Genomic DNA, 25,394 nt, shown 5'->3' on the forward strand with positions numbered 1-25,394 from the left:
ATAACTGATGAGTTATGAGACAGCCTCTTCATCTATTTTTTATAAAAGGAATCTTTATGCAGACTGCTTTTTGTTTTTACATTGGCTAGGATCATTTCCACAGAAACTACAAGTTTTACCTTCTGGATTGAGGAATGGGCTTTGTGAAGCACAAGTTCCCTCAAACTTACCGTCTTTCTTAAAAATTAATTTTACGGACATTAAAATGAAAAATGCACCTAGAATACCAACGGTTAATAATACGATTTCCATAATGAACTTTATGTTATGAGCCTTATAGTAAGGCAATGATCTGCTGTAAAAAGGTCAATATCAGTTTTTTTTAATATCGACTGTTTATGTTTTGTTGTGACAAAGATAAATAAACTTTGCGTGTTTTTGTGTTAAATGAAAAATGAAAGTACACTTTACTTTAAACTTTCAAACAAATTAACAAATGTTCATATGTCTACTGCATTTATTTTCTATAAGTATTGAAGTTTGATGTTGACTTTAGCATCATTATCCTTTTCAAGAGTAAAGGCATATTCTTCAAAATCAGGTTCTTTCATTTTTACCGTTTTATCCCATGAATAACCAAATCCTTCTTTTGGGATACCAATCCAATTACTAGTCATTTCATCGTTATTGTCTTCATCATGACAGATTCTGATACCATAGATACCTGGTTTGATATCAGGAATCGAAATTTCGACAACATCTTCTACCACTTTCTCTTTTAATTCAACAATAGATGATAAGTCTTTATCAACCACTTGAATAAGAATATGTCCTTTGGTATTTCTCAGTCCTTCTACTTTCAACTCAATTTTAGAAGGAACTTGAGCAAATAATGTATTGAAGGTTAAAAATAATAGTGTTCCTAAGATGATACTTTTCATGATTATGGTTTTGTCCTACTTAAATTTTTTGCACGAATAATTGTGATATTTATTTACTATCAACAATATAAAGAGAATTTTGTTATTCAAATAGTTGGAATGAAAGTATGCAGTTTAAATTTTAGGAAGGCCAATTTTATATTTTATGGCTAATAGACGAATACCAATAACAGTTCCGATGCAACTCCAAGTACAGATGATACTACTGATGCCCAAGAAGGAAAACCCAATAAATACCAAGCATCCAATAATACAGGCCGTAGCATAAATTTCATCTCTGAAAATAAGTGGTACCTCATTACAAAGCGTGTCTCTAATAATACCACCTAATACTGCCGTAAAAGTTCCCATAATGATACCAATAGCAGGTGAGATATCGTGTAAGAGAGCCTTTTCTAGACCAATAAACGTAAACACACCTAAACCCATAGTGTCAAACAGGAAAAGTGTTTTTCTTAATCGAGCAACTTTTTCTTTGAATACAAATGTGAAACCTACTGCCATGGAAATAATGAGCAGATAATTGGTGTCTGTCACCCAAAAAACGGGGGTCGCACCCAACATCATATCCCTTGTAGTACCCCCTCCAACTGCAGTGACACTTGCTACGAATAAGGCTCCGAAAATATCAAAGCGTTTTTCAGAAGCAGCAAGTGCTCCAGAAATGGCAAATACAAAGGTTCCTATTAGATCAAGAATGTTTATTAAAGTCATAATTAGTCTCTATCTATAGCGTCTACAACTTTTTTGTAGACCATTTCGGGAGTAATGCCTTCCAAACAAGCATAGTCTTCTCTTGTGCAAGGTTTATTACCAAATACCGAACAAGGACGACAATCCAATTCCTTCACTGAGATCTCAGTGATATTTTCAGTAGACTGACCGTATCCTAAGAAGCCAGCATAATGATGTGTAGCACCCCAAACAGAAACACATTCAGTACCCACTAATGAAGCCATGTGCATATTGGCAGAGTCCATACTGACCATGACATCAAGATGGGCAATAATTTCTAGTTCCTCTTTCAATTTTACATTTCCTGCCAAATTGATACTGTTAGGAACTTCTTTTACACATTCATCTAAAATTTCAGCTTCCTTACCAGGTCCACCAAAGAAAATTACTTTTACATTTTTCTTTTCAGCTAAAAGCTTACCCAGTGCTACTGCTTTTTGCTCTCCCCAAATTTTACCTTTATGTTGAGCAAAAGGAGCAATACCAACCCATGAAGTGGTTTTAGTGCCAAGAAGCTTGCTATTTTCCTCACACATATCACCTTCTTTTTTTGTTGGCAATTGATGAGATAAAGAAGCATTGAATCCTAGTTTACGGAAGACATCAGCGTATCTTTCCACAGTGAGTTTGAGAGGTTTTAATGCTTTGGAACCTGATGCTACTAATGCCTTTTTTTCTTTTCTACCCTTATCAATTCTGATGACTTTATGACCAGATAATTGGAATAAACCACCAATGATAAAAGTTCTAAGTACGGAATGTAAATCTGCAACAGCATCAAAAGGGCCAAGATTTTTGAGGTCTTTGACTAATGCTCTTAATCCTTTAAAGCCTTTGTATTTATTGTTCAAGTCAGCTCCAAAGAAGGTTAACCTTGGAATATCATCAAAGAAGGGTTTCAAAAAGGGACGAGAAACCATAACGATTTCTAAATCCTCATTTTGAGCTAAAATTTCTTTTAAAACAGGTGCTGTCATTGCCACATCACCCATTGCAGAAAATCGTAAGGATAGAATTTTTGTAGACATATTTGATGCTTAGTACTTACAAAAAGAAGTTGTTCTTTTTCCAGTAAAAATAAAGGAAATAGAACAACTTCTTATGTTATGATAGAAAGGAATTACTTTCCTTCTTTGTATAATACAGGGTTCAATGAAGGGTCATTGTACATTTTCATTTGCTTGTACACCTTCATGTATTTTTTACCTTCTGCAATATCATTGATTAATTCTTCGATAGCAGTAGATAAATCTACTCTTTGCTCTAAAAGAATATCCAATTTTGTTTGGCAAGCCGCTTTGTGTTCAGGAGTAGCACTCTCACGGTCTACTTCTTCCTGCATATGATAGATTTTCAATGCCAAGATCGACAATCTGTCAATTGCCCAAGCAGGGCTTTCCGTATTGATGCTTGCACCTTCCACAGGCTGAACATCCTTATATTTTTCTAAGAACCAGCTATCGATAAACTCAACAACGTCTGTACGTTCTTGGTTTGAAGCATCAATTCTTCTTTTAATCTTTAAAGCTTCATCAGGATTGATATTAGGATCACGAATGATGTCCTCTAAATGCCATTGTACGGTGTCAATCCAGTTTTTTAAATATAAAAGATGCTGAATATCTTCCTTTTCGAAAGGGTTTTCGATAGGAGTATCCACGTGATCTTTAATATGGTATTTCTCAATACTTTGTGAGAAAATAGAATTACAATTTTCTGTAAATTGCATACTATGTTTTTTTATAGTTTATAATTTGACTGCAAAGATAAGAAAAACTCTTACTGTGCCATCATTCTTTGTCTGTTTGCCTCAAAAATGATAATTCCAGCTGCAACACCCACATTTAATGAACTTACTTTACCTGTCATAGGAATTTTAGCCAATTTGTCGGCCATATGAATAATGTCAGCAGAGATACCGTCTTCTTCAGAACCCATTACAATAGCGGTAGGAATCTCCATGTCTACGTAATAAACATCTTTAGAACCCTTTTCAGTACAGCATACTACTTGAAGTCCACTGCCTTGTATATCTAAAATGGCAGATTGTAAATCATCTACTCTTGCTACAGGAATATGATTTAGTGCACCGGCTGAAGTTCTAACCGCATCACTACCAATTTGAGCCGAACCTTTTTTAGGGATGATAATCAGGTCTACCCCTGCACATTCAGCAGTTCTGGCAATAGCACCAAAGTTTCTAACGTCAGTGACTCTATCCAATACCAAAACTAAAGGTGTTTTACCTGCTTCAAAAGTAGAAGCAATAACATTTTGCGGGTCAACATAATCGATAGCAGGAACGAAACCAATTACGCCTTGGTGGTTTTTAGAAGTAATTCTTTGAAGTTTCTCTACAGGAACTCTTGAAACAACAATCCCTGCTTTAGTGGCCATTTTGTGAATCTCAGCAATCGATTCGTTGTGAGAGTCTCTTGTGATAAAAAGCTTTTCAAATTGCTTTCCAGCCTCTAATGCCTCCACGATGGGTTGAATACCATACATGATATCTGCAGCATTAGGCTTTGGTTTTTTATTATATCTTGAAAAGTTTTTTTTCTTTTTATCGTCGTACATAATCTTAATTCTATCTTATAAACGAACCAAGCACATACGATTGCACCAGGTCCAACTTTTTGCAAAGTTAACGAACCTTATTCATAAGAGAGCCTTCATTTTGTAAACTTCTATTAATCATGCCATAAAAAGTTTAATAATCTTCTATTTGTAAGGCATTTGTGAAGTCGATAATTAGTTTGTAGGCACCTTTGAAGCCTGATAAAGGGAGTGGAGGTTTGTCATATACATCATGATAGTGGGTCCAGGAACTTCCCATTAAATAGAAAAAGAAACTTGGAACTCCACTTTCTGAGAAGAAATAATGATCTGAATTTGCTGCTTTTCCTCTTTGAGCTACTTTGGAGAGGTAGCCATTTTCATTATTTATTTTTTCTAAAAGTTGAAATTCTTTTTTGAAGACACTTCCATTGACTGCCATCATTCCATCTTCGCCACTTCCAAAGAGATCTAGGTTGACTACAAAGCGTATCTGTTCTAAAGGGAAAAAAGGATGCTCGACATAGTATTTTGATCCCACTAAGCCTGCCTCTTCACTTCCAAAACCAATAAATACTATGGAGTTGCTCGGTGGATTCTTTATGTAATATTTAGCGATTTCAATCATCATACTTACACCGGAAGCGTTGTCGTTAGCTCCAGGGAAAATGCACTTTTTGCCAATGCTTCCCAAATGATCATAGTGAGCAGAAATGATAATATATTTTTCAGAATTTTCTTTTCCTTTAATGTAGCCTATTACATTTTGAGAGGTGTAATGCTCATGCATTTCTGTTTCGGATTCGAAGGAAATAGAATGAACTTTTTCATTGAAGTGCTCTTTTTTGATGTAAAACCGGGGTTTAGGGAGTTGCCATCGACCTACACTGTGGTTAAACTTGTTTTTATAAAGCACTACGATTCCATCTGCTTGGAGCATCTTCTCTAAAATAACTCGATTCCAAGTAAAGCGTTGCTGTTCATGTTTTTCGTTATATATTACAACCTTTCCCTTGAGATTTATTTTTAAGAAATCCTTAAGGGCATCATCATTATGAAAGATTTGCTCATCGATATAAAAAGGAGTTGCGTTTTTGATTTGACCACTTCCGGCATCAGCAGCAGGAATGTAATCGACTCCCAATTCCATTTTTTTTTGATTAATACTCAATGAGAATTTTCCAGGAAAAGTATTAACAGGTAGAGTATAAGGTTGATAATAAGAACTTTGATTTGGGAAAGGTGTGATTCCTATTTTTTTGAATTGTTGAGTAATAAATTGAGCCGCTTTTTTGTCTCCTTCAAAAGTATAGCCTCTGCCTTTGAATTGTTTTGAACATAATGTATTGATATTGGACTTTACGGCTTTCATGTCTTGACCGAAACTTGAAATAGTCCAATTGATAAGAATGATAAAAAAATACTTAGGAATATGTTGTAAAAAATGCACTTATAAATTGATTAAAGGTTTAATTTTTTATAGCTTATACAAAAGAATACTTAAAACTACTATTCTTGAGATTTAAAACACAGTATATAAACAATATATTTTAATACCACTGATGCACGTTTATTCCTTATTGATTTTAAGGGATTTGCATCCAATAAACCTTACTAACCACATACACATAAAAACAAACACTATGGTACAAGAAAGTTTAGACACCCAAAAAATGGTCGCTGACTCTGTGCAGCGTTTCGGCGAAAAACATATCGCTCCACACAGAGATCAATGGGATGATGATGAGCATTTCCCTGTAGAGGTTTTCCATAAATTGGGAGAACTAGGACTGATGGGAATTTTGGTTCCAGAAGAATACGGAGGAACAGGTCTTGGTTACAATGAGTACGTGACAGCAATTTCCGAACTAGCGTATTTTGATCCAGGAATTGCATTGTCATTAGCAGCTCACAATTCTTTATGTACCAATCATATTTTGATGTTTGGTAGTGAAGAGCAAAAAACAAAATGGCTACCGAAGTTAGCTTCTGGCGAATGGATTGGTGCATGGGGCTTGACAGAACCGAATACGGGTTCAGATGCAGGCAATATGATGACCGTTGCTAAAAAGGACGGAGATGAATGGGTGCTTAACGGATCCAAAAATTTTATCACACATGGTAAATCGGGTCATATAGCTGTTGTAATGGCTCGTACAGGTGAAAGAGGTGATAAACATGCCATGACAGCATTTGTTGTGGAAAGAGGTACCAAAGGCTTTTCTGGAGGTAGAAAGGAAAGAAAGCTTGGGATGCGAACTTCTGAAACGACTGAGATGATTTTCGAGGATTGTAGAATACCAGCTTCAAATGTACTAGGAGAGGTTGGAGAAGGCTTTGTACAAGCTTTAAAAATATTGGATGGAGGAAGAATATCCATTGCTGCTTTAGGCTTAGGAATAGCGAATGGTGCATTGAAGTGTGCAATTCAATATTCCAAGGAAAGAAAACAGTTTGGAAAGTCTATTGCTTCTTTCCAAGGGATCTCTTTTAAGTTATCTGACATGGCTACTCAAGTGGAAGCAGCTAGGTTGCTCATTAAAGAAGCGATCATCAAGAAGCAAAGAGGGGAGAATATCAATAAAGCCTCAGCAATGGCAAAATATTATGCCTCTGAAGTGGCTGTAAAGTGTGCAGATGAAGCTGTTCAGATTTTTGGGGGATACGGCTTTACCAAAGACTATCCTGTAGAAAAATATTATCGAGATGCAAAACTTTGCACTATTGGAGAGGGAACCTCTAATATTCAAAAATTAGTCATCAGTAGATGCCTTCTGGATGAATAAGCCGTTATAAGCGTTTAAATAAAAAAAGAGATGAATTCTGGTAAGGAATTCATCTCTTTCTATTTATAATCAACTTCAATTCATTTTAATAGAAGTAGGTATCGTCTTTAGGCATAATGAAAGCCATCACTAAATAGACTAAGCCTGGTGAGCCTAATCCGAAAAACATACTGGCTACAAAACCAATACGAATTACTGTTGGATCAATATTAAAATATTTACCAAGACCACCGCAGACACCGGCAAAAACTGAATTTGATGTGGATTTTACTAATTTCTTTGACATAGTTGATATTGTTATTTCTTTTTATTTGACACTTATTTACATATACGGTTTTCCTTTAAAAAAGATGCATGAAAAGGAGAGATTTTTTTTATGGAAGAGTGATGATGGTAAAATAGTATCAATAGGGTTTTCAAGTAATGTCAAAATACAGAAAATAGTAGACATAAAAAAAAACCTTCAGAACGAATTCTGAAGGTTTTACTTGCAGAGAGTGAGGGATTCGAACCCCCGGTACCTCGCGGTACAATGGTTTTCAAGACCACCGCATTCGACCACTCTGCCAACTCTCTGTGTCATTGGACGGGTGCAAATATGCACGGTCAATTTGAATAATCCAATCTTTTTTGAAATAAAAAATCTAAATAAAATTAAATTTTTATGTAAAGTCCTCAGGCTCATTATCCTTAGCCCAAAGTCGAGCTTCCTCAATTGTTGTATTAATTTGAAAGCCTATTAGAAGAATCATTGCTATTGTGTAAATCCATCCCATCATTCCCATGATAGCACCCAATGATCCATATAAAATATCATAGGAGTTAAATGTATCAAGGTACAATCCAAATAGTAAGGAAACGGCTATGGATAAGGTGGTGGCCACAACAGATCCTGGGTTGAATATTCTCTTTTTCATGACTTCACTTGGAGCATATTTGAAAATCAAAGTGATATTCAAGAAGAAGATGAAGATGATTAGAAATAAGCGTAGGGTTAATAGTGAATAAAGTGTGAACTGATTATTCAAAAAACCTATGTCGTGTAGATGCTCTAAGAAATGTTTTCCTGAAATCAATAAAAAGGAAGAAAGGAATAATGTCATCAAGAATAGAATAGTGAGATTAAGGGCTACTCTAAACTGTTCAAACATGGATCTTTTATCTTCGAGGTGATAGCAACTATTGAATGCATTCATCAATGTTCGCATACCGGTAGTGGCTACATAGGTGGCCCCTAAGAAACCAAAAGATAATAAACCACCCCTTGATCTACCTGTTAAGTCTTGAATGGGGCCTTCTATGGCTTGATAAACATATTGTGGTAACATCTCTTCTCTAAAGATCTTGAACATCATGTCTACCTGACTACTTGGCACGTAGGACAAGAGCGTAGAGAAAAATAAGATAAAAGGAAGCATGGCAAGACTGAAGCTAAATGCTATCGCTTGACCTCTTTGCAAAAGATCATTCTGCTCTATCCTTAGCATAAGTGCCTTTATAAAAGTATAAAAAGATACTTGTGTATGCGGTACTCTTGTGCTTGTGAGATAGTGAAAGATTTTTTGATAAAAATCCTGTTCCTTTATTTTATTTTTTAAGTCTTTCTTCGTCAAAATATTCTAATTTTCTGAAAAGAAAGGAGCAATACAGTCTAAAAATCGTTGTGGTGCTCTGCACGGTCGGTAAGTAGACTTACTCATAAATGCGAGTTTTGTCCATCCTTTGTGGAGTAATTCACCTTCTTCATTTGTGATCTCGTATTCAAATTGGAGTTTCACGGTAGGCTTTTCCACTAATTTGGTGGTAATGGTTAAAAGGTCGTCGTACTTAGCCGGTTTGATGTATTTAGAGTAGTTCTCCAATACAGGGAGCATTACACCGTCTGCTTCCATTTCTTTGTAACTCATCCCCAAACTTCTTAATGCTTCCGTTCTTCCTATCTCAAAGAATTTGGCATAATGACCGTAATAAACAAAGCCCATTTGGTCAGTATCAGCATAATTAATGCGTATTTGTGTTTGACGAGTTAACATTTGAAATTCACTTTTACTTTTAATTGTGCAAATATAATCATCAGAATTATCAAAACCGGTAATTTAGATCTCCATTTTCCTTAATCTAATGAAGGACTTGACCGCTGACTTTCTACTATTTGCAATAAATTTTTAATTGGAGTTATTAAGAGGGAAGTGAAAAAAAATCACTTCAATGTGCACGACAGTGAAGTGATTTTTAATATAACTATCCATCTAAATGGAGTTTTTTAAACGCCTATTGAGCAAAGAAATCTTTCATTCTTGAGAAGAAGTTCTTACGTTTTTCTTGCTTATGCTCTTTTGTTGGGCTAAAGTTTTTGTGATCCTTCAACTTCTTCAAAATGTCTTTTTCCTCTGAAGAAAGTTTGATTGGAGTGAAAACTGAAATATGAATCAATTGATCACCAACACCATAACCGTTGATGTCACGAATACCTTTTCCTCTTAATCGAAGCACTTTACCACTTTGAGTACCTGCATCGATTGGCACTTTTACAGAACCTGTTAATGTAGGAATCTCAACCGTAGTACCTAAAGCAGCATCCATAAAGCTGATGTGTAATTCGAAGTGAATGTTTTCACCGTCTCTATGAAGTTGCTCGTCTTCAATGGCTTCAATCACAATAAGAAGGTCACCTGCAACACCACCACCTTTTGGCATGTTACCTTTGCCTCTCATTGAAAGTTGCATGCCATCATCCACTCCAGGAGGGATATTGATAGCTACTTCTTCTTCAGTATAAACACGTCCTTCTCCATCACAGTGCTCACACTTGTTTTTGATGATTTTACCTTCACCATTACAAGTTGGACAAGTAGTCTGAGAAACCATTTGTCCCAACATAGTGTTGACCACTTTTTGAACTTGTCCACTACCATGGCAAGTATGACAAGTTTCCAAGTCAGTACCATTTTTAGCACCTGTTCCATTACAGTGTTCACATGAAGTATAGCGTTTGATTCTAACTTTTTTCTCCACCCCTTTGGCCATTTCCTGAAGGGTAAGTTTAAGTTTAATTCTTAAGTTAGAACCTTTTTTTTGACGACGACCTCCGCCACCGCCACCTCCGAAGAAGTCGCCGAACGGGCTACCGCCACCACCAAAGATATCGCCGAAGTGAGAGAATATGTCATCCATATTCATTCCTCCACCTCCGCCACCGAAGCCACCAGAACCATCAAAAGCTTGGTGTCCGAAACGGTCGTATTGAGCACGTTTTTGATCATCACTCAATATTTCATAAGCTTCAGCTGCTTCTTTGAATTTCTCCTCAGCTACTGAATCACCCGGATTTTTATCCGGGTGGTACTTAATTGCTACTTTTCTGTATGCTTTCTTTATCTCACCACTCGAAGCGTCTTTGCTGACACCAAGAACTTCGTAATAATCTGTCTTTGCCATAAAGAGGTTTTATAAATTTATTGACCGACTACTACCTTCGCGTAGCGGATTACTTTATCATTTAACGTGTAACCTTTTTCTACAACGTCAACAATTTTGTCTTTAAACTCTTCCGTTGGAGCAGGGATTTGAGTGATAGCATCATGGAAATCAGTGTTTAACTCTTTTCCAGTAGCATCCTCCATTTGTTTTAAACCTTGTCCTTCTAAAGTTTTAAGCATTTTATCTTTAATCATCACAACGCCGTCAAGCACAGGCTTCACTTCTTCGTTTTCAGATTTTGTATTTGCAATTGCTCTTTCTAAATCATCAATAGTAGGGATGATTGCAGAAAGTACTTTCTCACTAGCAGTTTTTGTAAGGTCAACTTTCTCTTTCGCAGTACGTCTACGGAAGTTATCGAACTCTGAGTATAAACGAAGGTATTTATCCTTCATTTCTGCTAACTCTTGTGCTAGTTTGTCAGTTTCAGAAACTTCAGCTTGCTCTTCTGTTGTTTCCTCTGTTTGTTCTTCAGTATTTTCAGAACTAGTTTCTTCTACTTGTTCTTCTTTGTTTTCGATATTTTCTTTTTCTTTATTTTCTGCCATTTCGGTATTTTTTCTAGTCTAAAATATACATCACGTAGCTTTTCAACAATATTGCCAAGGCTGATATTCAAGTCAAACTGTCCTGAAATCACTGACAACAGTGCTAATACATTGACATTCTGTCTTTTTTTCAGTCAAGAAGATCTATGTGATTTCAAACAAAAACCTTGTACAATGCGCAATTATACAAGGTTTTCAAAAGTGATTATATTTTTATTGCAATTTATTGAGGAATAAAGAGAGGTAAGAGGTAAGAATGAAGAGGTAAAAGGCGGTCTGTTTTGACACTACCGTGATACCATGATTTTTAATTCTTTACTCTTAAATTTAAAATCCTTATCCTTTGAAATTCAATTCATTCAAAGCTAACCAGGCCATCAACCCAACACCAATTTCTAATGCATCTTCGTCAATGTCAAAAGTAGGTGTATGCACTGATGATACGATTCCTTTTTCCTCATTTCTTGTTCCTAAACGATAAAAACAAGAATCCATTTCTTGAGAATAATAAGAGAAATCTTCTGCGGCTAACCAGATGTCTAAATCCACTACGTTTTCTTCTCCTAAGAATTCAATCGCAGCTGCTTTGTTTCTTCTCGTTAACTCAGGTTCGTTGACCAAGAAAGGATATCCTTTTTGAATGTCCATGTCTACAGTAGCACCCATACCTTCTGCAATTCCCTTAGCAATACTAGTGATACGTTCGTGTGCTTCCATTCTCCATTCTTCGTTCATGGTACGGAAAGTACCTTTCACTTTTACTTCATTAGGAATCACGTTGGTAGCACCAAATGCTCTCACGTCACCAAATGATAGAACAGAAGGGATTTTAGGAGCAGCATATCTACTTACAATTTGTTGTAAGGCTACAATAATATGAGAAGTGATGACAATAGGATCAATATTTTTTTCAGGCATAGCTCCATGTCCACCTTTACCTTTTACAGTAAAATAGATCTCATCAGCACTTGCCATATACATTCCCTCTCTGAAACCCACTTTACCGCAGTCAATAAATGGCATTACATGTTGACCAATCATTTTAGAAGGAGTTGGGTTTTTAAGTGCTCCATCTTTGATCATTAGTGAAGCTCCTCCAGGAAGTTTTTCTTCACCAGGCTGAAAAATTAGTTTAATTGTTCCCTCAAACTCGCTGCTAATTGATTGTAAAATCTGAGCTGCACCTAAAAGAGAAGTCGTGTGTACATCATGGCCACAAGCATGCATTACCCCTTCATTTTTAGACTTGTAAGGAACATCATTTTCTTCAATAATAGGAAGAGCATCCATGTCACCTCTTAATGCAATCACTTTAGAATCAGGATTATTACCTTTGATTAGACCAACTACTCCCGTTTCTGCTACGCCTTCTTGCACTTCAACACCATAACTTCTAAGCTTTTCGGCTACGTATTTGGCTGTTTCAAATTCCTGATATGATAATTCAGGGTTCGCATGAAGATGTCTTCTATTGGCAACAATCTCATCAAGGTTCTCTTTGACAGAACTTTTGATTTTTTCAATTAAACTCATCCTATATTTTATTTTAATATTTGAATCTTAAAACTTACAACAGTTGCTATCTGCCTGCATTTTTCATTGCATTTTTGGCAGGAATAATTGAAGCAAAGACCGTGATAGTAGTGACTGTTAGGCAGATGATTAGGAAGTCGATCCATCTGGTTTCAACAGGGTAAGCATCTAAAATGCCATTATTAGCCCCTGTACTTATCCATTTGAATTTTTCTTGAGAAAAACAGAAAACATATCCTGAAAGCAAACCAAAAATGGCACCTGATAAGGCGACTAGCCCACCTTCAAACAAGAAAATTTTACCAATCATCTTATTAGTGGCTCCCATTGATTTCAAGATGCTCATGTCATGTGCTTTCTCAATAGATAGCATTGCCAAAGCGAAGAAAACATTGAAAGAGGCGATACCTAAAATCAACGCAAATGTTCCATAAGTAAAAAACTTCTCAATTTTTAAAGCCCTTAATACTTGAGCTTGTTGTTCAGGTCTAGTTTTAATGATAAAGTCATCTCCCAATACTTTTTGAAGGTTACTTTTGACTTTATCCGCTGTATATTCGTCTGTTGTTTTAATTTCTAATCCAGTTCTTAGGTTGCCATAATTCAAAAGAGAGTTGGCAAATTCTAAAGAAACAATAACGGTAGCCTGATCAAATTGTGGCTCAGCTACAAAGACTCCCCCTGCTTGAATTATCTTTTTATTAAATGCTTTTCCAGGATCTAGAGATGCTTTTCCTTTTCTTTTTGGATACCAAAATTGAAGCGGATACATACTGTCTCTTAGTCGAAGCCCTAGCTCCTGATATACTCCAGAACCTACCAAAACATACCTTGTGTCATTACTAAATAGTTTGTTTGTTCCTAAAACAACGGTAGTGTCAATTTGAGTTTGAAGTGCAAAATTTTCACTTACCCCTTTCATAGTTACTACTTTCTGTTTGTTGTTGTAAAGGATCAGAACTTTATCTTCAATTACTTCAGTTATGGCTTTTATTCCTTCCACATTTTCAATTTCATTACGAAACGACCAAGTGTAAGGAAATGACTTTCCTTCGGCAGGAATGATTTTTAACTCAGGGTTGTGCCTATTGAACATCCCCGTCAACGTTTGTTCCATTCCATTAAATAATGAAAGTACAATAACTAGGGCAGCAGTACCAAAACCCACACCAATCATCGCAATATTAGATAACGTCTGTATGAAGTTTTGTTTAATAAATCGTTCTGCTAATCCTTTATACGTCCTACGAATACGTTTAGGGGAGAATGTAAAAAGTACTCCAATGGCCTTTCCCAAAAAGATAATTAACCCAAAAGACATTTGAACCACTAATACAATGAGCATTAGAGGGATGCTTTTGATATTTCTTTGAGATAGGAAATATCTTTTTGCTACAAAGAAAGGTAGTCCTGATTTCGACATTTACTTTTTTATTAACTTCGTCACAAAGTTAAGCGTAGAGTTTAATTCTTAACAACATTGTAGTAATAACTTCACTTGAAAGTTGAAAGTTTGTAATTATTGCAAAGAATAATAGTGTTTTCAAATTAATTTGTTCGATGTAGGGGTGTTTAAGCTTAGGGTTAAGCATTTTTTAGCCCTGAACTTCGGTGAGTAGATACAAGACACCTAGTACTATTTTGTAATTATGACAGGTTAAATAGATGAAACGGACATCACTATTATTTCATTTTTTTGTATTGTACTTACAAAAAATAAAACGGGATTACCTATAAATTACTTTTGACTTAGTACTTACTCGTAGAATATCTTAACTTTGGGGCTGTAAATAGGTACGGGGTAACGGATAGTAATAACGAATATTATTATCGAACAATTTAAACTAAATAGCAATCAGACAAATCTTGGATAAAGTATCACCTTATTTAGGAATTAGAAAGATGAAATTTTACTTTCTACTGCTACTTTTTTGTGCTTGCACTAATACGCTTTTTGCTCAAAATGTAAAATCATTTTGGAAGCTATTAGAAAAAGGGGAGTATATCAAAATTGAGAAAAAAATACAAAAGGAAAAAAATGCAGAAGTTACAGATGCTGTTTTGCAATCTTACTTAGGGCTTTATTTCTTTCATGTTCCCAAGGTCTCTAACTTAGACTCAGCTTACTATTATTTTCAAAGTGCTGATACCTTATGGAATGCTGCATCTGATGATCAGATTAATTCTTGGTCTAAAAGCTATGTGACTGAAGATTCTATTAAAAACTGGATTCAGAATGTAGAAAAAACGGGTTTTGATCACACTTTAGACAGTATGACAGAACAAGGTTTTGCTACTTATATTCAAAAATTTCCTCACGCTTTATACATCCCTAGGGCTATCGAACTTAGAGATAGTCTTGGTTTTGAAAATGCTAAAAAAGAACATAGTTATAATGCTTATGAAGCTTTTGTAAGAACTTACCCTGAAGCAAAACAAGCAGAAGAAGCACAACATCAATATGAGCTATTGGTTTATCATTCCAAGACAAAAGATGCTGATGAAAAGGTTTTAGCTCAATTCTTATTAGAACACCCTAATAATAAATACAGGGAAAAGGTAGAAGGTCAACTTTATAAATTAAGAACAGAGAATAGATCTAGAAGTGACTATGAACAGTTTGTCCGAGACTACCCCCAAAGTATTTATGCAGATTCAGCAATAGCCCACTTATGGTATTTTTCAATTGAAAAAGATAGTATTTTAACCCATTACCCATCATGGTCTGAAAAAGAATACTATGGATCCATTTTAAATGAAAAGGAGAGAGTATTTCCTGTTTGTAGCAACGAGGAGGTTATTTTTATTGATGCAAATGGTCGTCCTTACCTTGAAGGAGACTTTGTAAGTGCGTCATCAGATTATAATTGTCACGGTACAACAAATATCTACTTTGAGGTGAAAAAAGAAGCTGGAATAGGTTGGGTAGACCGAAAAGGTAAAGCAGTTGTAGCATGTCAGTATGAAGAGATAATACCATTAGAAGAAGGGTTGGTGAGTGTGAGAAAAAATAATAAATATGGTATTTATGCTCTGAATGAAGGAGAATGGATGCCTACTATTTATGATCAAGTGTTGAGAGTGAGTAATAGGTTATTTGGTGTAAGAAAGAAATCTCGTTGGGGGTTAATTTCATTAGACGGAGAAATTAAATTTCCAGTTGAAGCAGGACAATTGATTCATATTTCTGATAATATAGTACTGGTGATGAAAAAAGGACGATGGGCCAGTTATACGGAATCAGATATTTTTGAAAATAATATTTCTACCGCAGATTCTATATTCAAGTTCGAAGGCTATAAATTATTGAAAGACCAATGGTATGCACTCTCAGAGGCAGGCAAGTGGTCTATTTATTCTCCTAATGGAAAAAAATGGAGTAAGGGAGTGACTTACGATGAAATCAGAGATACATCAAATGAAGGAGGTTGGCTGGTAAGAAATGATTCTTTATGGCAACTGATCAATTATGACATGAAAATCAAAATTGACTCAATGCTTCAACCTGTCTTAGTTCAAGGTAAAGGAGTGATATCAAAATGGAATGGTAAGTGGAATGCCTATCAATGGGATGGTTCAAAAATAAGCGAACATGATTCGGATACTCTTTCTTTTTTAAATAAGGAGTTAGACTTATTGATAGAGAAGGAAAAGAAATATTGGGTGAAGTTTTTTCAATCAGAAAAGACCTTGTCACTTCATAAGTATAAGGAATGGAACATTACACATATCCAACAAGATTCATTAAGTCCTGCTTTTTTATCCGTTAAAAGTAAAAGGAATAATAGATATGCTTTATTGAATGAGAGTGGGTCTCAGATCATGACACCTCAATTCAGTAAACTGAATGTATATAAAGAAGGAGTGGTAACGGCAAAGTATGGTTCGTTAGAATATCTTTATTCTGTAAAAGGAAAAAAGGTTTATAATGAGGGATATTCGTCCATAAAATATGATAATGGCGTATTCCACTTAAAATCTAAAGGGAAATATGGTTTATTTGTACCTGATTCTTCTTTTAGGATTCCTCCAATTTTTGATGAACCTTTGCAGAGAACGCACTTGAAAAAGGAAGGAGAACAATTATGGATGGGTAAAAAAGCTGGAAAATATGGTTTGCTTTCTCTATCAAATGCCAAAACAGCAAAGCTCTACTATGAAAAAATGAAACCCATCAATAATGGGTTAGCTTTTGTATGGGAAGATGAAAAATGGAAGTTACTAGATGTTGTGAACAATACTATAGCTTTAGAATGTGAGAGTTATGAATTATTTGCGCTAAGTGATGACCAATTTTGGATCCGATACGTAAAGAAAAATAAGTTTGGAGTTTACACTTCCAAGTTTGGAGATGTAATATTCCCTGAATTTGAATCCATAGAAAATATGGGGGATATTCAGCGTCCATTATTTATTGGTAAACAATATATACATCAGGCAAAATTAAACATACTACTTTATATGGATTTACAAGGTAAAGTTGTATTTCAAACAATATTAAACGAAAATCAATACAGTAAAATAAAATGTGAGTAATTATCTACGGTTAACGTTTTAGATCTAAAAAGAGGTTAAAGAATTGTTAAAACTATCTTAATGAACTCTCTTAAATAGATTTATTGAATTTTATCATTGTTTTGAGTTCTCTATTTTTTCTAAAATAGCATTGCAGTTACAGAGGATAAATATTAAAAGAATACGAGAATTTCAACTTATGCGATTGGCGTTCAAGTAAATACTAATTAAAAACAACAATCTTTCTAGTTGCATCAAGCATCAAGTACGATATAATACACAATTATGAAAAAGAAATTATTACTTCTACTTTTGTCGATTGGAGTAGGTATGACAGTAGGAGTAGCTCCAGCCCTAGCAAGTGGAGGAGGTCATCCAGAGGCTGCTGCCTGGTCAGTTATTCCATTTGCAACATTATTAACGATGATTGCTACAGGACCACTTTTTTACGAAAAATTTTGGCATCATAACTATCCAAAAGTAGCGGTAGGTCTAGCATCGGTTGTAGTGCTGTATTACATTTTCGGTTTACACAATACTCACGCACCAATCCATGCATTTTTTGAGTATTTCCAATTTATTGCCTTGCTATCAGGTTTGTATATCGCTTCAGGTGGTATCATGATTAAAGTAGATAGAAAAGGTACGCCAATGGTCAATACTATTTTATTAGTATTTGGAGCAGTTATATCAAATATCATTGGTACAACAGGGGCTTCAATGCTATTGATTAGACCATTTATGCGTCTAAACCAACAAAGACTTCAACCTTATCACATTGTATTCTTCATCTTCATTGTGAGTAATGTAGGTGGAGCATTAACACCAATTGGTGACCCTCCATTATTCTTAGGTTTCTTAAAAGGTGTGCCTTTTGAGTGGACATTAGTGCACAGTTTACCAATGTGGGCCTTTGCTATCACAGTTTTAGCATTAATTTTCTATTTCTTTGATAAACGTTTCATCAACAAAAGAAACTTATTACATGTTGGAGAGGAAGAAAAACAGTATACGAACAAGGTAAATATTACAGGTTCTAAAAACTTTGCATGGTTAGCTGTTTTAGTAGGTGCAGTATTCTTAGACCCTTCAAAAATCGGTTGGTTACCAGGTATTCTTCAAACACATGATGGTTTTTCTATTGGATTCTTAGCGGATTTAGAACATCATGAGGGAGCTACATTATTCTCTTTTATTAGAGAACTTATTATGCTAACAGTAGGATTTTTATCTTTCAAATTAGCAGATAAAGAGGCAATCAATGGTAACGAATTTAACTTCGAGCCAATTCGTGAAGTAGCCTTTATCTTCATTGGTATTTTCGGTACAATGATGCCAGCACTTGAGTTAGTAGCCAACTTTGCGAAGTCTCCAGAAGGTGCAGCATTGATCACACACAATTCATTGTATTGGGCAACAGGTGCTTTATCAGGAATCTTGGATAATGCTCCAACATACTTGAACTTCTTTACTGCCGCAATGGCCTCTAAGGGTGCTGATATTGGTGTAGTGAAAGATGTGATTGACTTTACAAATGGTATTGTACAAGGATCTCCAAATGCTGAAGCTATATTAGAACTTACAGCGATCTCAGTGGCGGCAGTATTCTTCGGTGCAATGACTTATATTGGTAACGGACCTAACTTTATGGTGAAATCAATTGCTGAACAATCAGGTGTGGAAATGCCTTCATTCTTCGGTTATATTGTACGTTACTCATTACCTATCTTACTAAGCGTATTAATCGTTGTTTGGTTAGTATTCTTTGCTTTTGCAGGATAATATGCTTCTGAATTTTTATTCAGAACTTTAAAATATTAAAGCGTTATCATGGTTTTCCATGGTAGCGCTTTTTCTTTTTTAGGGGAAATAATAAATCCTATTCACTACTTTTCTCTTAGTACTTGTTTATATTTGACCGCTAAATTAATAAATCAAACGGATCGGATTTTTTATGAGAAATATGTATTCCCATTTTTTAGTAGGAGTGTTGCTGTTATTGACTTTTATAAGTTGTAATAATGATACTGAAAAGAAGGAAGTTCCTGATGTATCAAATATTGAGGTCAATGTAGAAGTAAGGAGATTGGAGCAGGAAATTTTTGCTTTGAAAAGTAAGGATGAGATTGTAAAGTATCTGATTGAAAATCCTGAAATAGAACAAAAGTATTTCCTTCAAGCGGGACTTTACCCTTCAAGAACCTATTTGGTAGATGCACTTTGGGATTTTAGACAGAAGGTAGAAAATGATACTTTGAAATTAGATGCAGATAGAATTTTTGGCGATTTCGAAAAGCAAAAGAAAGAGTTTGAACAAGCATTTAAATATATAAAATACCACTTCCCTGATTTTGTGCCGCCCAAAATTTACACTTCAGTTTCAGGTTTTGCTAATTGGGGCTTCGGTGGTGACGTCATTGACTTCGGTGATTTTATCGTGATAGGTCTGGATTACTTTGAAGGTGAAACGGCAACTTATAGAGTACCTGAGGTGCCTAATTATATTCTAAAGCGTTATTCTCCTGACTATTTAGTTCCTTTTACGATTCAAATCCTTTCAAATCGATTTAATAAGGTAAATGCGAATGATAGGACTGTCTTGTCGCATATGATTGCTTGGGGAAAGGCTTATGAGTTTGTGGATGAAGTATTACCTTATGTTCCAGATACCATAAAAGTAGCGTATACTGAGCAGCAATTAGTAGAAGTCAACTACAATGAAGGGTATATATGGTCTCACTTTGTCGAAAATGAGCTCTTGTATAAGTCTGAGCGAATGGCAGTGAAGCGTTACGTTGATGATAGACCCACAACATCAGAAATATCAGGAGAGAGCCCAGGAAGAATAGGAAGGTGGTTAGGATGGAGAATTGTTAGCAGTTATATGAAAGCGAATCCTGAAGTAACGCTACCTAAATTGATGGCAGACGATAATGCTAACAAAATTTTAAGACAATCTAAGTATAAACCATTGAGTAGAAAGTAGTTTCGCTAATTTTTTGATTTTGAACCTAATATTACCCTTTAAGCAAAGAAATATTAGATTACTCTAAACAATCTTAAAGGATTAGTATGTGTCTGTAATAATATTTAGTATTGGTAAACGAGGAATATTCAGCGTTTTATACTCGCCTTATTGGAGTATTTTAATGCTATTTTGATAAGGTGAGCACCAAAGAGCTTATTTTGGTGGACATTTGATTTATATATCAATGTTGAAAAAATTATTTATATCCTCGTTTACTGAGCCTCCCCTATTGTTTTGCAGTATGTGGAGGTTTTTTAGTTTGTAATATGTTTTAAACTGCAAAATAAAAAAGGCAGTCCATCTTACAATGAACTGCCCTTTAGCATCTTTTTATATTGAACTTTTAGCCTCGTTTTCTACAAATGAGGTGGTTTGAGCTTAAGCTCCTGATTTATCTAAAAGTTTCTCTTTATATTTTTTTACTTGGCGGCGTAAAGATTCAGTTGCTTCGTCTGTTGCTACTTCAAAAGATACACCGTGCTTTTTAGCAACTAGAATATCTCCTGGAAGATGTAGCTTGATTTCAACTACCTTGTTATCTCGACTGTTGTCACCATTTTTTTCTACCCTTAGGAATACTTCTCCTCCTGTAAAACGGTCATAAAAAGTTTCCAATTTATTAATTTTAATCTCAATAAAATCGATTAATTTCTGATCTGCTGTGAAATGTATTGATTGGATGTCGAGTTTCATATTCTTACAGTTTTATGTGTTATGAAAAATTTTAACTGTGAAAAGATGCTGTACAATTTTCTCATTTGTACAAAACAATGTGTCGTATAACACCCTGCTAAAAGTATTAATTTTACCGTTTATCTTATAATCTATATTACGGCTTTTTTCCAACTTGGTTGTATGAATTTACAACATTTTTTCAGTATTCAAACCCTTTTTTTCTTTGCTCTAGGGTGGGCTTGTGCATGTACTTTTTTCATTCTTTGGAGCGAAGAATGTGTATATATCTGAGTGGCAGAAAGATTGGCATGTCCAAGGAGTTCTTTTACGTCGTTTAAGGCTGCTCCTTTTTCCAAAATATTTGTTGCAAAAGAATGTCTTAAAATATGTGGACTTTTTTTTCCTGCTGTTGTATTCAACTCCAAGTAGTGCTTTACAAGGCTGTAAAGCTGACTGTACTTCAAGGTGGCACCATCTTGTAGTAGGAATAGATCGGGGTTTTGATGTTCTTTTCTATTGCTAAGGTAAGTTTTAAGTTGTTGTACTAATACTGCATGTAAAGGAACGATACGCTCCTTATCACGTTTTCCTAAGACTTTTACAGTATTCTTATAAAAGTCTAGATCTTTGACTTGTATGCTTAATAACTCATTTGCTCTTAATCCAGTTCCATAAAGGAACTCAAAAATTAGTTTATCCCTTATTCCATCAAAAGAGTCGTCAAAAACTTCTCCATTGAGCATATTATCCATTTCTTGTGGTTTGACATACTGAGGGATTCTTTTCGAGGTTTTTAATACATGTAAAGTCTTGGCAGGGTCAATTTCTATGATACCACATTGTTTTAAGTACTTATAGAAACTTTTTAGAGAAGTACTTTTCCGATTAATACTTCTTGGACTCAAATCCGATTCCATTAATGAAGCTACCCAAATTCTAACTTCAGCTTTAGTTGCTTTTTCGAGTGACGCATTTCCATCTTCTTCTTTCAAAAAAGCTTGGAACTGTTCTAAGTCAATTCTATAAGCGGTGATGGTATGGGAACTTACTTTCTTTTCAAATTCTAGATAAGTTAAAAAAGATTGGAGTATTGTCATATAAATATACCTGCTGTTCGTACTCGTCGAAAACTCTATTCATTTTAATTTATGAATCTCAAAATACTAATTTATTATTACTCAATACACAATTATATTTCGAAGAGTACTTGCGTCTAAATTACACTTAAAATTTAGAATTTGAAAATTTTTTACAGCAAAAAGCCCATCAATTTTAAAATTGATGGGCTTTTATTGAGAACTCAAAAAAAGAGATTAAGCACCTTGCTCAGTTCTCATTTTGATTTTGTAAGCTGTTTTGATAGCTTTTTTACGGTCAGCTACTGATTGCTTCTCATAGTAAGCACGTGCACGTAATTGACGTAATACTTTTGTTCTCTCAAATTTCTTTTTGAAACGTTTAAGAGCACGGTCGATAGACTCGTTATCTTTTACTTTAATTTCGATCATTATATTTTCCTTTTAATAAGGTTTTTTCAAATTCAATTCATGATTTCGGATCGCAAATATAATCAAGTTTTATATAAAAGGAAAATGATTTGCAAAAATAATCGAGAAGATTTCTAAATGATTCTTATTGATTGTCAATCTTGTAGTACTAGAATTTCTCTTTCAATCTCCTTCCAAGAGAAGTTGGAATAGGTAGCAATCGACAGCATATCCCCCTTATTGAGTACAGTATCAGGGTTTGGACAGGCATCTGTCTTACCATTTTGTATTAAAGCAATAACATTACATTGCTGATTTAGTTTCACGCTGGCCTTCATAATTTTTAATTGAAGATCCATCCATTTTATACCATCTAGGCTATTAATTTCCACCGTGGCAGGGTTAGCTCCTTTGGTATTATATAATAAATCCTCTACAACCATAGCCGAATAAGGGTCTTGGCACTCTTGTACAATAGCTAAAACTGAAAGGTCGGCATTAATATAGGTTGCATTATTATCATCGAACATCCAAGTATTGGCTTTTTCAACTAATACAAATAAAACTCTTGTTCCATCAGTGACAAAACGTTCCAATAAATCAACCGTCGTTTTCGTTGCTCCGTCAGCGGAAGAAACATTGGTCGCATTTGGAAATACAATGATTGTTTTATTTTGATTGATGTTGGCATTCAAGTAAGTACTTTTTTGTAAAGGACAGCCTTTAACAAAGTGTATGTTAGGTATTTCTTGAATTTCTAGGGGTAATGATTCGATATTATTATCGACAAAACATATCCCAACATCTTTTTCAATAGCTCTTAATTCCTCAATAAAATTCTTAGCGATGGCAGTGGCTGGGAAGTTAAAAATTACATACCCATCTTTAAATGGATTTTTCATATAGCCTAATTTCTTTTGTGTTTTGTGATATTCCTTATAATCAAATACAGCACTGAACATTGCTCCAACAAATGCAATACTAACAGTACTTAGAACCATGGTAATAATTCGTCCAAATAATGTCTCCGCTGGTCGGTTACCATATCCAACAGTGGTGGCGGTTTGCCAAGTTTGCCAGATCGCTTCGTTCCATGAAACAGCTTCAACATATTTAAATAAAATAGCGAAAGCAGCATTTATCAGTAAAGTATATATAATAATCCGCTTTACTCTACCGTACTCTTCACTACCTCTATGGAGTCTAAACTTCCGAAATAAGTTGAAAATCATATCAAAATTTGATTGTCGTTTGACTTTATATATTAAAGTGATGTGTAATACACCTTTTAATCATCTACCTATTTTAAAATAAAAGCTTTCATCTAAAAAATATAAGTAGGGTACCTAAATATAAGGTACAAGATTGAGGAATGAAGAATTAATCTATTCCAAAATAAGTAGCTTAACTCTATTTAGGAAATAACATTATCAGCGTTGACTGTCTTCCTTTTCTTTATAGTTATACTTGAAACCTTTATTTTCTAAGTTTCTATAACCTTCAAATGAAAAATCATCTTCTACTTCTAATATTTTCTTTCTTGAAAATTCTGTTTCCACATGTCTATAATAGTAAGCAAGTACACAACCTACAATGAACCCCGATAGGTGAGATTCCCAAGAAATACCTTCTTCATTAGGAACTAGGCCTACAAGCATACCGTGGTTGAGAACGGCAATACAAAGTGAAATAATAAGAGAACCGGGGTTTTTCTGAAAGATGCCTATGAAAAAAAGGAAGGAGGCAATACCATAGATCACACCACTTGCCCCAATATGAAAGGATGGCCTAGCAAAGAGCCAAACCATAATGCCTGTATATAAGGTAAGTTGCCTTAAGACTTTTGAGGCAATTTTTGGGATAAAGAAATACAGTGAAAAACAGAGGATGGCAAATGAAACAGTGTTAGAAAAAAGGTGTTTGAAGCCACCGTGAATAAAAGGATGGAGAAAAATTCCAAAGATCCCTAATCGGTTACGGGGATAAATTCCAAAATGAAAGAGATCGACTCCTAAAGACCATTCAATACTCTTTAGGAGCCATGCTACAGCTATTAATAATAAAGTAATTTTCGCTCCTTTATTTATTGTCATTCTTAGCACTCTCTTTTTCTTCTTTCTTTCTATCTTCCACTTTTTTGTAAGCAGAAATAATACTTTTTACTAATCTATGTCTTACAACATCTTTTTGAGTAAGATGCATTACTTTAATGCCTGGTACATTAGAGAGTATTCTTGATGCCGTTACTAACCCTGATCGTTGTCTTGGAGGTAAATCAATCTGAGATTCATCACCCGTAATTACCATTTTTGAGTCCGGTCCCAAACGAGTAAGCAACATTTTCATTTGCATCTCCGTTGTGTTTTGTGCTTCATCTAACAATACAAACGCGTTAGAGAGCGTTCTACCTCTCATGTAGGCTAATGGTGCGATTTCAATGACTCTGTTTTCCATATAGAACTTTAATTTTTCAGATGGAATCATATCATCGAGTGCATCATAAATAGGTCTTAAGTAAGGATCAACTTTATCTTTTAAGTCACCTGGTAAAAAACCAAGGCTTTCACCTGCCTCAACGGCAGGACGAGAAATGATAATACGTTTTACTTGCTTATTTTTTAATGCTTTTACCGCTAAGGCAGTTGCCACATATGTTTTACCTGTACCTGCTGGCCCAAGGGCAAAAACGAGATCATTTTTCTTTATGGCATTGACTAGTTTTTGCTGATTGCTTGTTTTAGGTCGGATTGCAATTCCTTTTGCTCCGTAAAGTAATATTTCATCTTTAATGTCCTCATCATGTAGATCCGCATTCATTTCTACATAATCCAAAACATTATCTACAGTCACTTTTCCAAACTTTTTATAATGAATGAGTAATTCATTAATGGCTTTGTGTACCTTGATAATTTCAGCACTCGTACCCTGTATACGAATCTCATTTCCCCTAGCTATGATTTTACTATGAGGGAAAGCTGTTGATAATTCTTTGATATTACTGTTGTCAACTCCTAAGAAATCAACCAAAGTAACATCTTCTAATGGAATTACTTTTTCTATCAAATGTTTATGTATTTAATTTTGTGATTTTTCTATTTAATCGACTTTGAATTAGTTACAAATAAATAGTTTATACTAACTTGTTTCAAATGTCAAATTTACCGAGAATT

24 protein-coding genes and 1 tRNA gene are annotated in these 25,394 nt (G+C 34.8%); 4 read left to right on the top strand and 21 right to left on the bottom strand.

What is annotated here, in order from left to right; all coding sequences use genetic code 11:
• Positions 1 to 54: 54 nt before the first annotated feature.
• The 7 genes from PL77_RS06375 to PL77_RS06405 form a co-directional block, all read right to left on the bottom strand.
• Positions 55 to 252 (bottom strand): hypothetical protein, encoded by a 198-nt coding sequence (locus PL77_RS06375; protein WP_044203012.1) that lies wholly within the window; start codon positions 250 to 252, stop codon positions 55 to 57.
• A gap of 212 nt (positions 253 to 464) precedes the next feature.
• Positions 465 to 881, bottom strand: coding sequence for a DUF2141 domain-containing protein (locus PL77_RS30315; RefSeq protein ID WP_052444218.1), 417 nt, complete (start codon positions 879 to 881; stop codon positions 465 to 467).
• Positions 882 to 995: 114 nt separating this feature from the next.
• Positions 996 to 1,595: a trimeric intracellular cation channel family protein gene (locus PL77_RS06385; protein WP_044203015.1), complete on the bottom strand. Its 600-nt coding sequence runs from the start codon at positions 1,593 to 1,595 to the stop codon at positions 996 to 998.
• 2 nt (positions 1,596 to 1,597) lie between these two features.
• Positions 1,598 to 2,644 (bottom strand): glycosyltransferase family 9 protein, encoded by a 1,047-nt coding sequence (locus tag PL77_RS06390; protein ID WP_044203020.1) that lies wholly within the window; start codon positions 2,642 to 2,644, stop codon positions 1,598 to 1,600.
• Positions 2,645 to 2,736: 92 nt separating this feature from the next.
• Positions 2,737 to 3,345 carry a DUF4254 domain-containing protein gene (locus PL77_RS06395; protein WP_044203022.1) on the bottom strand — a complete coding sequence of 203 codons (609 nt, stop codon included), beginning with the start codon at positions 3,343 to 3,345 and terminating at the stop codon, positions 2,737 to 2,739.
• 50 nt (positions 3,346 to 3,395) lie between these two features.
• The gene (gene rlmB / locus PL77_RS06400; RefSeq protein WP_044203025.1) at positions 3,396 to 4,193 is read right to left on the bottom strand and encodes a 23S rRNA (guanosine(2251)-2'-O)-methyltransferase RlmB; all 798 of its coding nucleotides are present in this window, start codon (positions 4,191 to 4,193) and stop codon (positions 3,396 to 3,398) included.
• A 133-nt stretch (positions 4,194 to 4,326) separates the two neighbouring features.
• Positions 4,327 to 5,622, bottom strand: a complete 1,296-nt coding sequence (locus PL77_RS06405) for a M28 family metallopeptidase (RefSeq protein WP_156152271.1) — start codon at positions 5,620 to 5,622, stop codon at positions 4,327 to 4,329.
• Between the two features lie 193 nt (positions 5,623 to 5,815).
• Between PL77_RS06405 and PL77_RS06410 the strand changes: the two genes are divergently transcribed.
• Positions 5,816 to 6,958 carry an acyl-CoA dehydrogenase family protein gene (locus PL77_RS06410; protein WP_044203028.1) on the top strand — a complete coding sequence of 381 codons (1,143 nt, stop codon included), beginning with the start codon at positions 5,816 to 5,818 and terminating at the stop codon, positions 6,956 to 6,958.
• 85 nt (positions 6,959 to 7,043) lie between these two features.
• Here the strand turns inward: PL77_RS06410 and PL77_RS06415 are convergent, their stop codons facing one another.
• The 8 genes from PL77_RS06415 to PL77_RS06450 all read right to left on the bottom strand — a co-directional run bounded on the left by PL77_RS06415 (position 7,044) and on the right by PL77_RS06450 (position 13,942).
• Complete coding sequence (locus PL77_RS06415; RefSeq protein WP_044203030.1) at positions 7,044 to 7,244, bottom strand: PspC domain-containing protein; 201 nt, start codon at positions 7,242 to 7,244, stop codon at positions 7,044 to 7,046.
• 205 nt (positions 7,245 to 7,449) lie between these two features.
• A tRNA-Ser gene (locus PL77_RS06420) sits at positions 7,450 to 7,534 on the bottom strand.
• A gap of 86 nt (positions 7,535 to 7,620) precedes the next feature.
• A complete protein-coding gene (locus PL77_RS06425; RefSeq protein ID WP_256380332.1) occupies positions 7,621 to 8,571 on the bottom strand; it encodes a YihY/virulence factor BrkB family protein in 951 nt (316 codons plus the stop codon).
• Between the two features lie 6 nt (positions 8,572 to 8,577).
• Positions 8,578 to 8,991 carry a thioesterase family protein gene (locus PL77_RS06430; protein WP_044203035.1) on the bottom strand — a complete coding sequence of 138 codons (414 nt, stop codon included), beginning with the start codon at positions 8,989 to 8,991 and terminating at the stop codon, positions 8,578 to 8,580.
• Between the two features lie 238 nt (positions 8,992 to 9,229).
• Complete coding sequence (gene dnaJ / locus PL77_RS06435) at positions 9,230 to 10,396, bottom strand: molecular chaperone DnaJ (RefSeq protein WP_044203037.1); 1,167 nt, start codon at positions 10,394 to 10,396, stop codon at positions 9,230 to 9,232.
• 17 nt (positions 10,397 to 10,413) lie between these two features.
• Positions 10,414 to 10,986 (bottom strand): nucleotide exchange factor GrpE, encoded by a 573-nt coding sequence (locus PL77_RS06440; protein ID WP_044203038.1) that lies wholly within the window; start codon positions 10,984 to 10,986, stop codon positions 10,414 to 10,416.
• A 336-nt stretch (positions 10,987 to 11,322) separates the two neighbouring features.
• Positions 11,323 to 12,519, bottom strand: a complete 1,197-nt coding sequence (locus PL77_RS06445) for a M20 family metallopeptidase (RefSeq protein WP_044203040.1) — start codon at positions 12,517 to 12,519, stop codon at positions 11,323 to 11,325.
• A gap of 46 nt (positions 12,520 to 12,565) precedes the next feature.
• A complete protein-coding gene (locus PL77_RS06450; RefSeq protein ID WP_052444220.1) occupies positions 12,566 to 13,942 on the bottom strand; it encodes an FtsX-like permease family protein in 1,377 nt (458 codons plus the stop codon).
• 479 nt (positions 13,943 to 14,421) lie between these two features.
• Between PL77_RS06450 and PL77_RS06455 the strand changes: the two genes are divergently transcribed.
• The 3 genes from PL77_RS06455 to PL77_RS06465 all read left to right on the top strand — a co-directional run bounded on the left by PL77_RS06455 (position 14,422) and on the right by PL77_RS06465 (position 20,020).
• Complete coding sequence (locus PL77_RS06455; RefSeq protein WP_156152272.1) at positions 14,422 to 17,055, top strand: WG repeat-containing protein; 2,634 nt, start codon at positions 14,422 to 14,424, stop codon at positions 17,053 to 17,055.
• Between the two features lie 309 nt (positions 17,056 to 17,364).
• The gene (locus PL77_RS06460; protein ID WP_052444221.1) at positions 17,365 to 18,816 is read left to right on the top strand and encodes a sodium:proton antiporter; all 1,452 of its coding nucleotides are present in this window, start codon (positions 17,365 to 17,367) and stop codon (positions 18,814 to 18,816) included.
• A 172-nt stretch (positions 18,817 to 18,988) separates the two neighbouring features.
• On the top strand, positions 18,989 to 20,020 hold the full coding sequence (locus PL77_RS06465) for a hypothetical protein (protein ID WP_052444222.1): 1,032 nt from the start codon (positions 18,989 to 18,991) through the stop codon (positions 20,018 to 20,020).
• 420 nt (positions 20,021 to 20,440) lie between these two features.
• Here PL77_RS06465 and hpf read toward each other — a convergent pair whose 3' ends face one another.
• From hpf to PL77_RS06495, 6 genes are all read right to left on the bottom strand, one after another.
• Positions 20,441 to 20,755 (bottom strand): ribosome hibernation-promoting factor, HPF/YfiA family, encoded by a 315-nt coding sequence (gene hpf / locus PL77_RS06470; protein WP_044203044.1) that lies wholly within the window; start codon positions 20,753 to 20,755, stop codon positions 20,441 to 20,443.
• 188 nt (positions 20,756 to 20,943) lie between these two features.
• Entirely contained in the window at positions 20,944 to 21,834 is an 891-nt protein-coding gene (locus tag PL77_RS06475; protein WP_052444223.1) for a tyrosine-type recombinase/integrase, read from the bottom strand.
• Positions 21,835 to 22,050: 216 nt separating this feature from the next.
• On the bottom strand, positions 22,051 to 22,245 hold the full coding sequence (rpsU, locus tag PL77_RS06480) for a 30S ribosomal protein S21 (RefSeq protein ID WP_044203046.1): 195 nt from the start codon (positions 22,243 to 22,245) through the stop codon (positions 22,051 to 22,053).
• A 134-nt stretch (positions 22,246 to 22,379) separates the two neighbouring features.
• Positions 22,380 to 23,456: a potassium channel family protein gene (locus PL77_RS06485; protein ID WP_044203048.1), complete on the bottom strand. Its 1,077-nt coding sequence runs from the start codon at positions 23,454 to 23,456 to the stop codon at positions 22,380 to 22,382.
• A 198-nt stretch (positions 23,457 to 23,654) separates the two neighbouring features.
• On the bottom strand, positions 23,655 to 24,317 hold the full coding sequence (locus tag PL77_RS06490; RefSeq protein ID WP_044203050.1) for a rhomboid family intramembrane serine protease: 663 nt from the start codon (positions 24,315 to 24,317) through the stop codon (positions 23,655 to 23,657).
• Entirely contained in the window at positions 24,304 to 25,287 is a 984-nt protein-coding gene (locus tag PL77_RS06495) for a PhoH family protein (RefSeq protein WP_044203052.1), read from the bottom strand. Before PL77_RS06495 ends, PL77_RS06490 begins: the two co-directional genes overlap by 14 nt.
• Positions 25,288 to 25,394 lie beyond the last annotated feature (107 nt).

Source organism: Flammeovirga sp. OC4, assembly GCF_000812565.1.
GTDB lineage: Bacteria > Bacteroidota > Bacteroidia > Cytophagales > Flammeovirgaceae > Flammeovirga.

Bases quoted from the DNA above. Each gene is read 5' to 3' on its own strand.
- PL77_RS06375 (WP_044203012.1), bottom strand. From the start codon at position 252: ATGGAAATCGTATTATTAACCGTTGGTATTCTAGGTGCATTTTTCATT.
- PL77_RS30315 (WP_052444218.1), bottom strand. From the start codon at position 881: ATGAAAAGTATCATCTTAGGAACACTATTATTTTTAACCTTCAATACA.
- PL77_RS06385 (WP_044203015.1), bottom strand. From the start codon at position 1,595: ATGACTTTAATAAACATTCTTGATCTAATAGGAACCTTTGTATTTGCC.
- PL77_RS06390 (WP_044203020.1), bottom strand. From the start codon at position 2,644: ATGTCTACAAAAATTCTATCCTTACGATTTTCTGCAATGGGTGATGTG.
- PL77_RS06395 (WP_044203022.1), bottom strand. From the start codon at position 3,345: ATGCAATTTACAGAAAATTGTAATTCTATTTTCTCACAAAGTATTGAG.
- rlmB (WP_044203025.1), bottom strand. From the start codon at position 4,193: ATGTACGACGATAAAAAGAAAAAAAACTTTTCAAGATATAATAAAAAA.
- PL77_RS06410 (WP_044203028.1), top strand. From the start codon at position 5,816: ATGGTACAAGAAAGTTTAGACACCCAAAAAATGGTCGCTGACTCTGTG.
- PL77_RS06415 (WP_044203030.1), bottom strand. From the start codon at position 7,244: ATGTCAAAGAAATTAGTAAAATCCACATCAAATTCAGTTTTTGCCGGT.
- PL77_RS06430 (WP_044203035.1), bottom strand. From the start codon at position 8,991: ATGTTAACTCGTCAAACACAAATACGCATTAATTATGCTGATACTGAC.
- dnaJ (WP_044203037.1), bottom strand. From the start codon at position 10,396: ATGGCAAAGACAGATTATTACGAAGTTCTTGGTGTCAGCAAAGACGCT.
- PL77_RS06440 (WP_044203038.1), bottom strand. From the start codon at position 10,986: ATGGCAGAAAATAAAGAAAAAGAAAATATCGAAAACAAAGAAGAACAA.
- PL77_RS06445 (WP_044203040.1), bottom strand. From the start codon at position 12,519: ATGAGTTTAATTGAAAAAATCAAAAGTTCTGTCAAAGAGAACCTTGAT.
- PL77_RS06450 (WP_052444220.1), bottom strand. From the start codon at position 13,942: ATGTCGAAATCAGGACTACCTTTCTTTGTAGCAAAAAGATATTTCCTA.
- PL77_RS06455 (WP_156152272.1), top strand. From the start codon at position 14,422: ATGAAATTTTACTTTCTACTGCTACTTTTTTGTGCTTGCACTAATACG.
- PL77_RS06460 (WP_052444221.1), top strand. From the start codon at position 17,365: ATGACAGTAGGAGTAGCTCCAGCCCTAGCAAGTGGAGGAGGTCATCCA.
- PL77_RS06465 (WP_052444222.1), top strand. From the start codon at position 18,989: ATGAGAAATATGTATTCCCATTTTTTAGTAGGAGTGTTGCTGTTATTG.
- hpf (WP_044203044.1), bottom strand. From the start codon at position 20,755: ATGAAACTCGACATCCAATCAATACATTTCACAGCAGATCAGAAATTA.
- PL77_RS06475 (WP_052444223.1), bottom strand. From the start codon at position 21,834: ATGACAATACTCCAATCTTTTTTAACTTATCTAGAATTTGAAAAGAAA.
- rpsU (WP_044203046.1), bottom strand. From the start codon at position 22,245: ATGATCGAAATTAAAGTAAAAGATAACGAGTCTATCGACCGTGCTCTT.
- PL77_RS06485 (WP_044203048.1), bottom strand. From the start codon at position 23,456: ATGATTTTCAACTTATTTCGGAAGTTTAGACTCCATAGAGGTAGTGAA.
- PL77_RS06490 (WP_044203050.1), bottom strand. From the start codon at position 24,317: ATGACAATAAATAAAGGAGCGAAAATTACTTTATTATTAATAGCTGTA.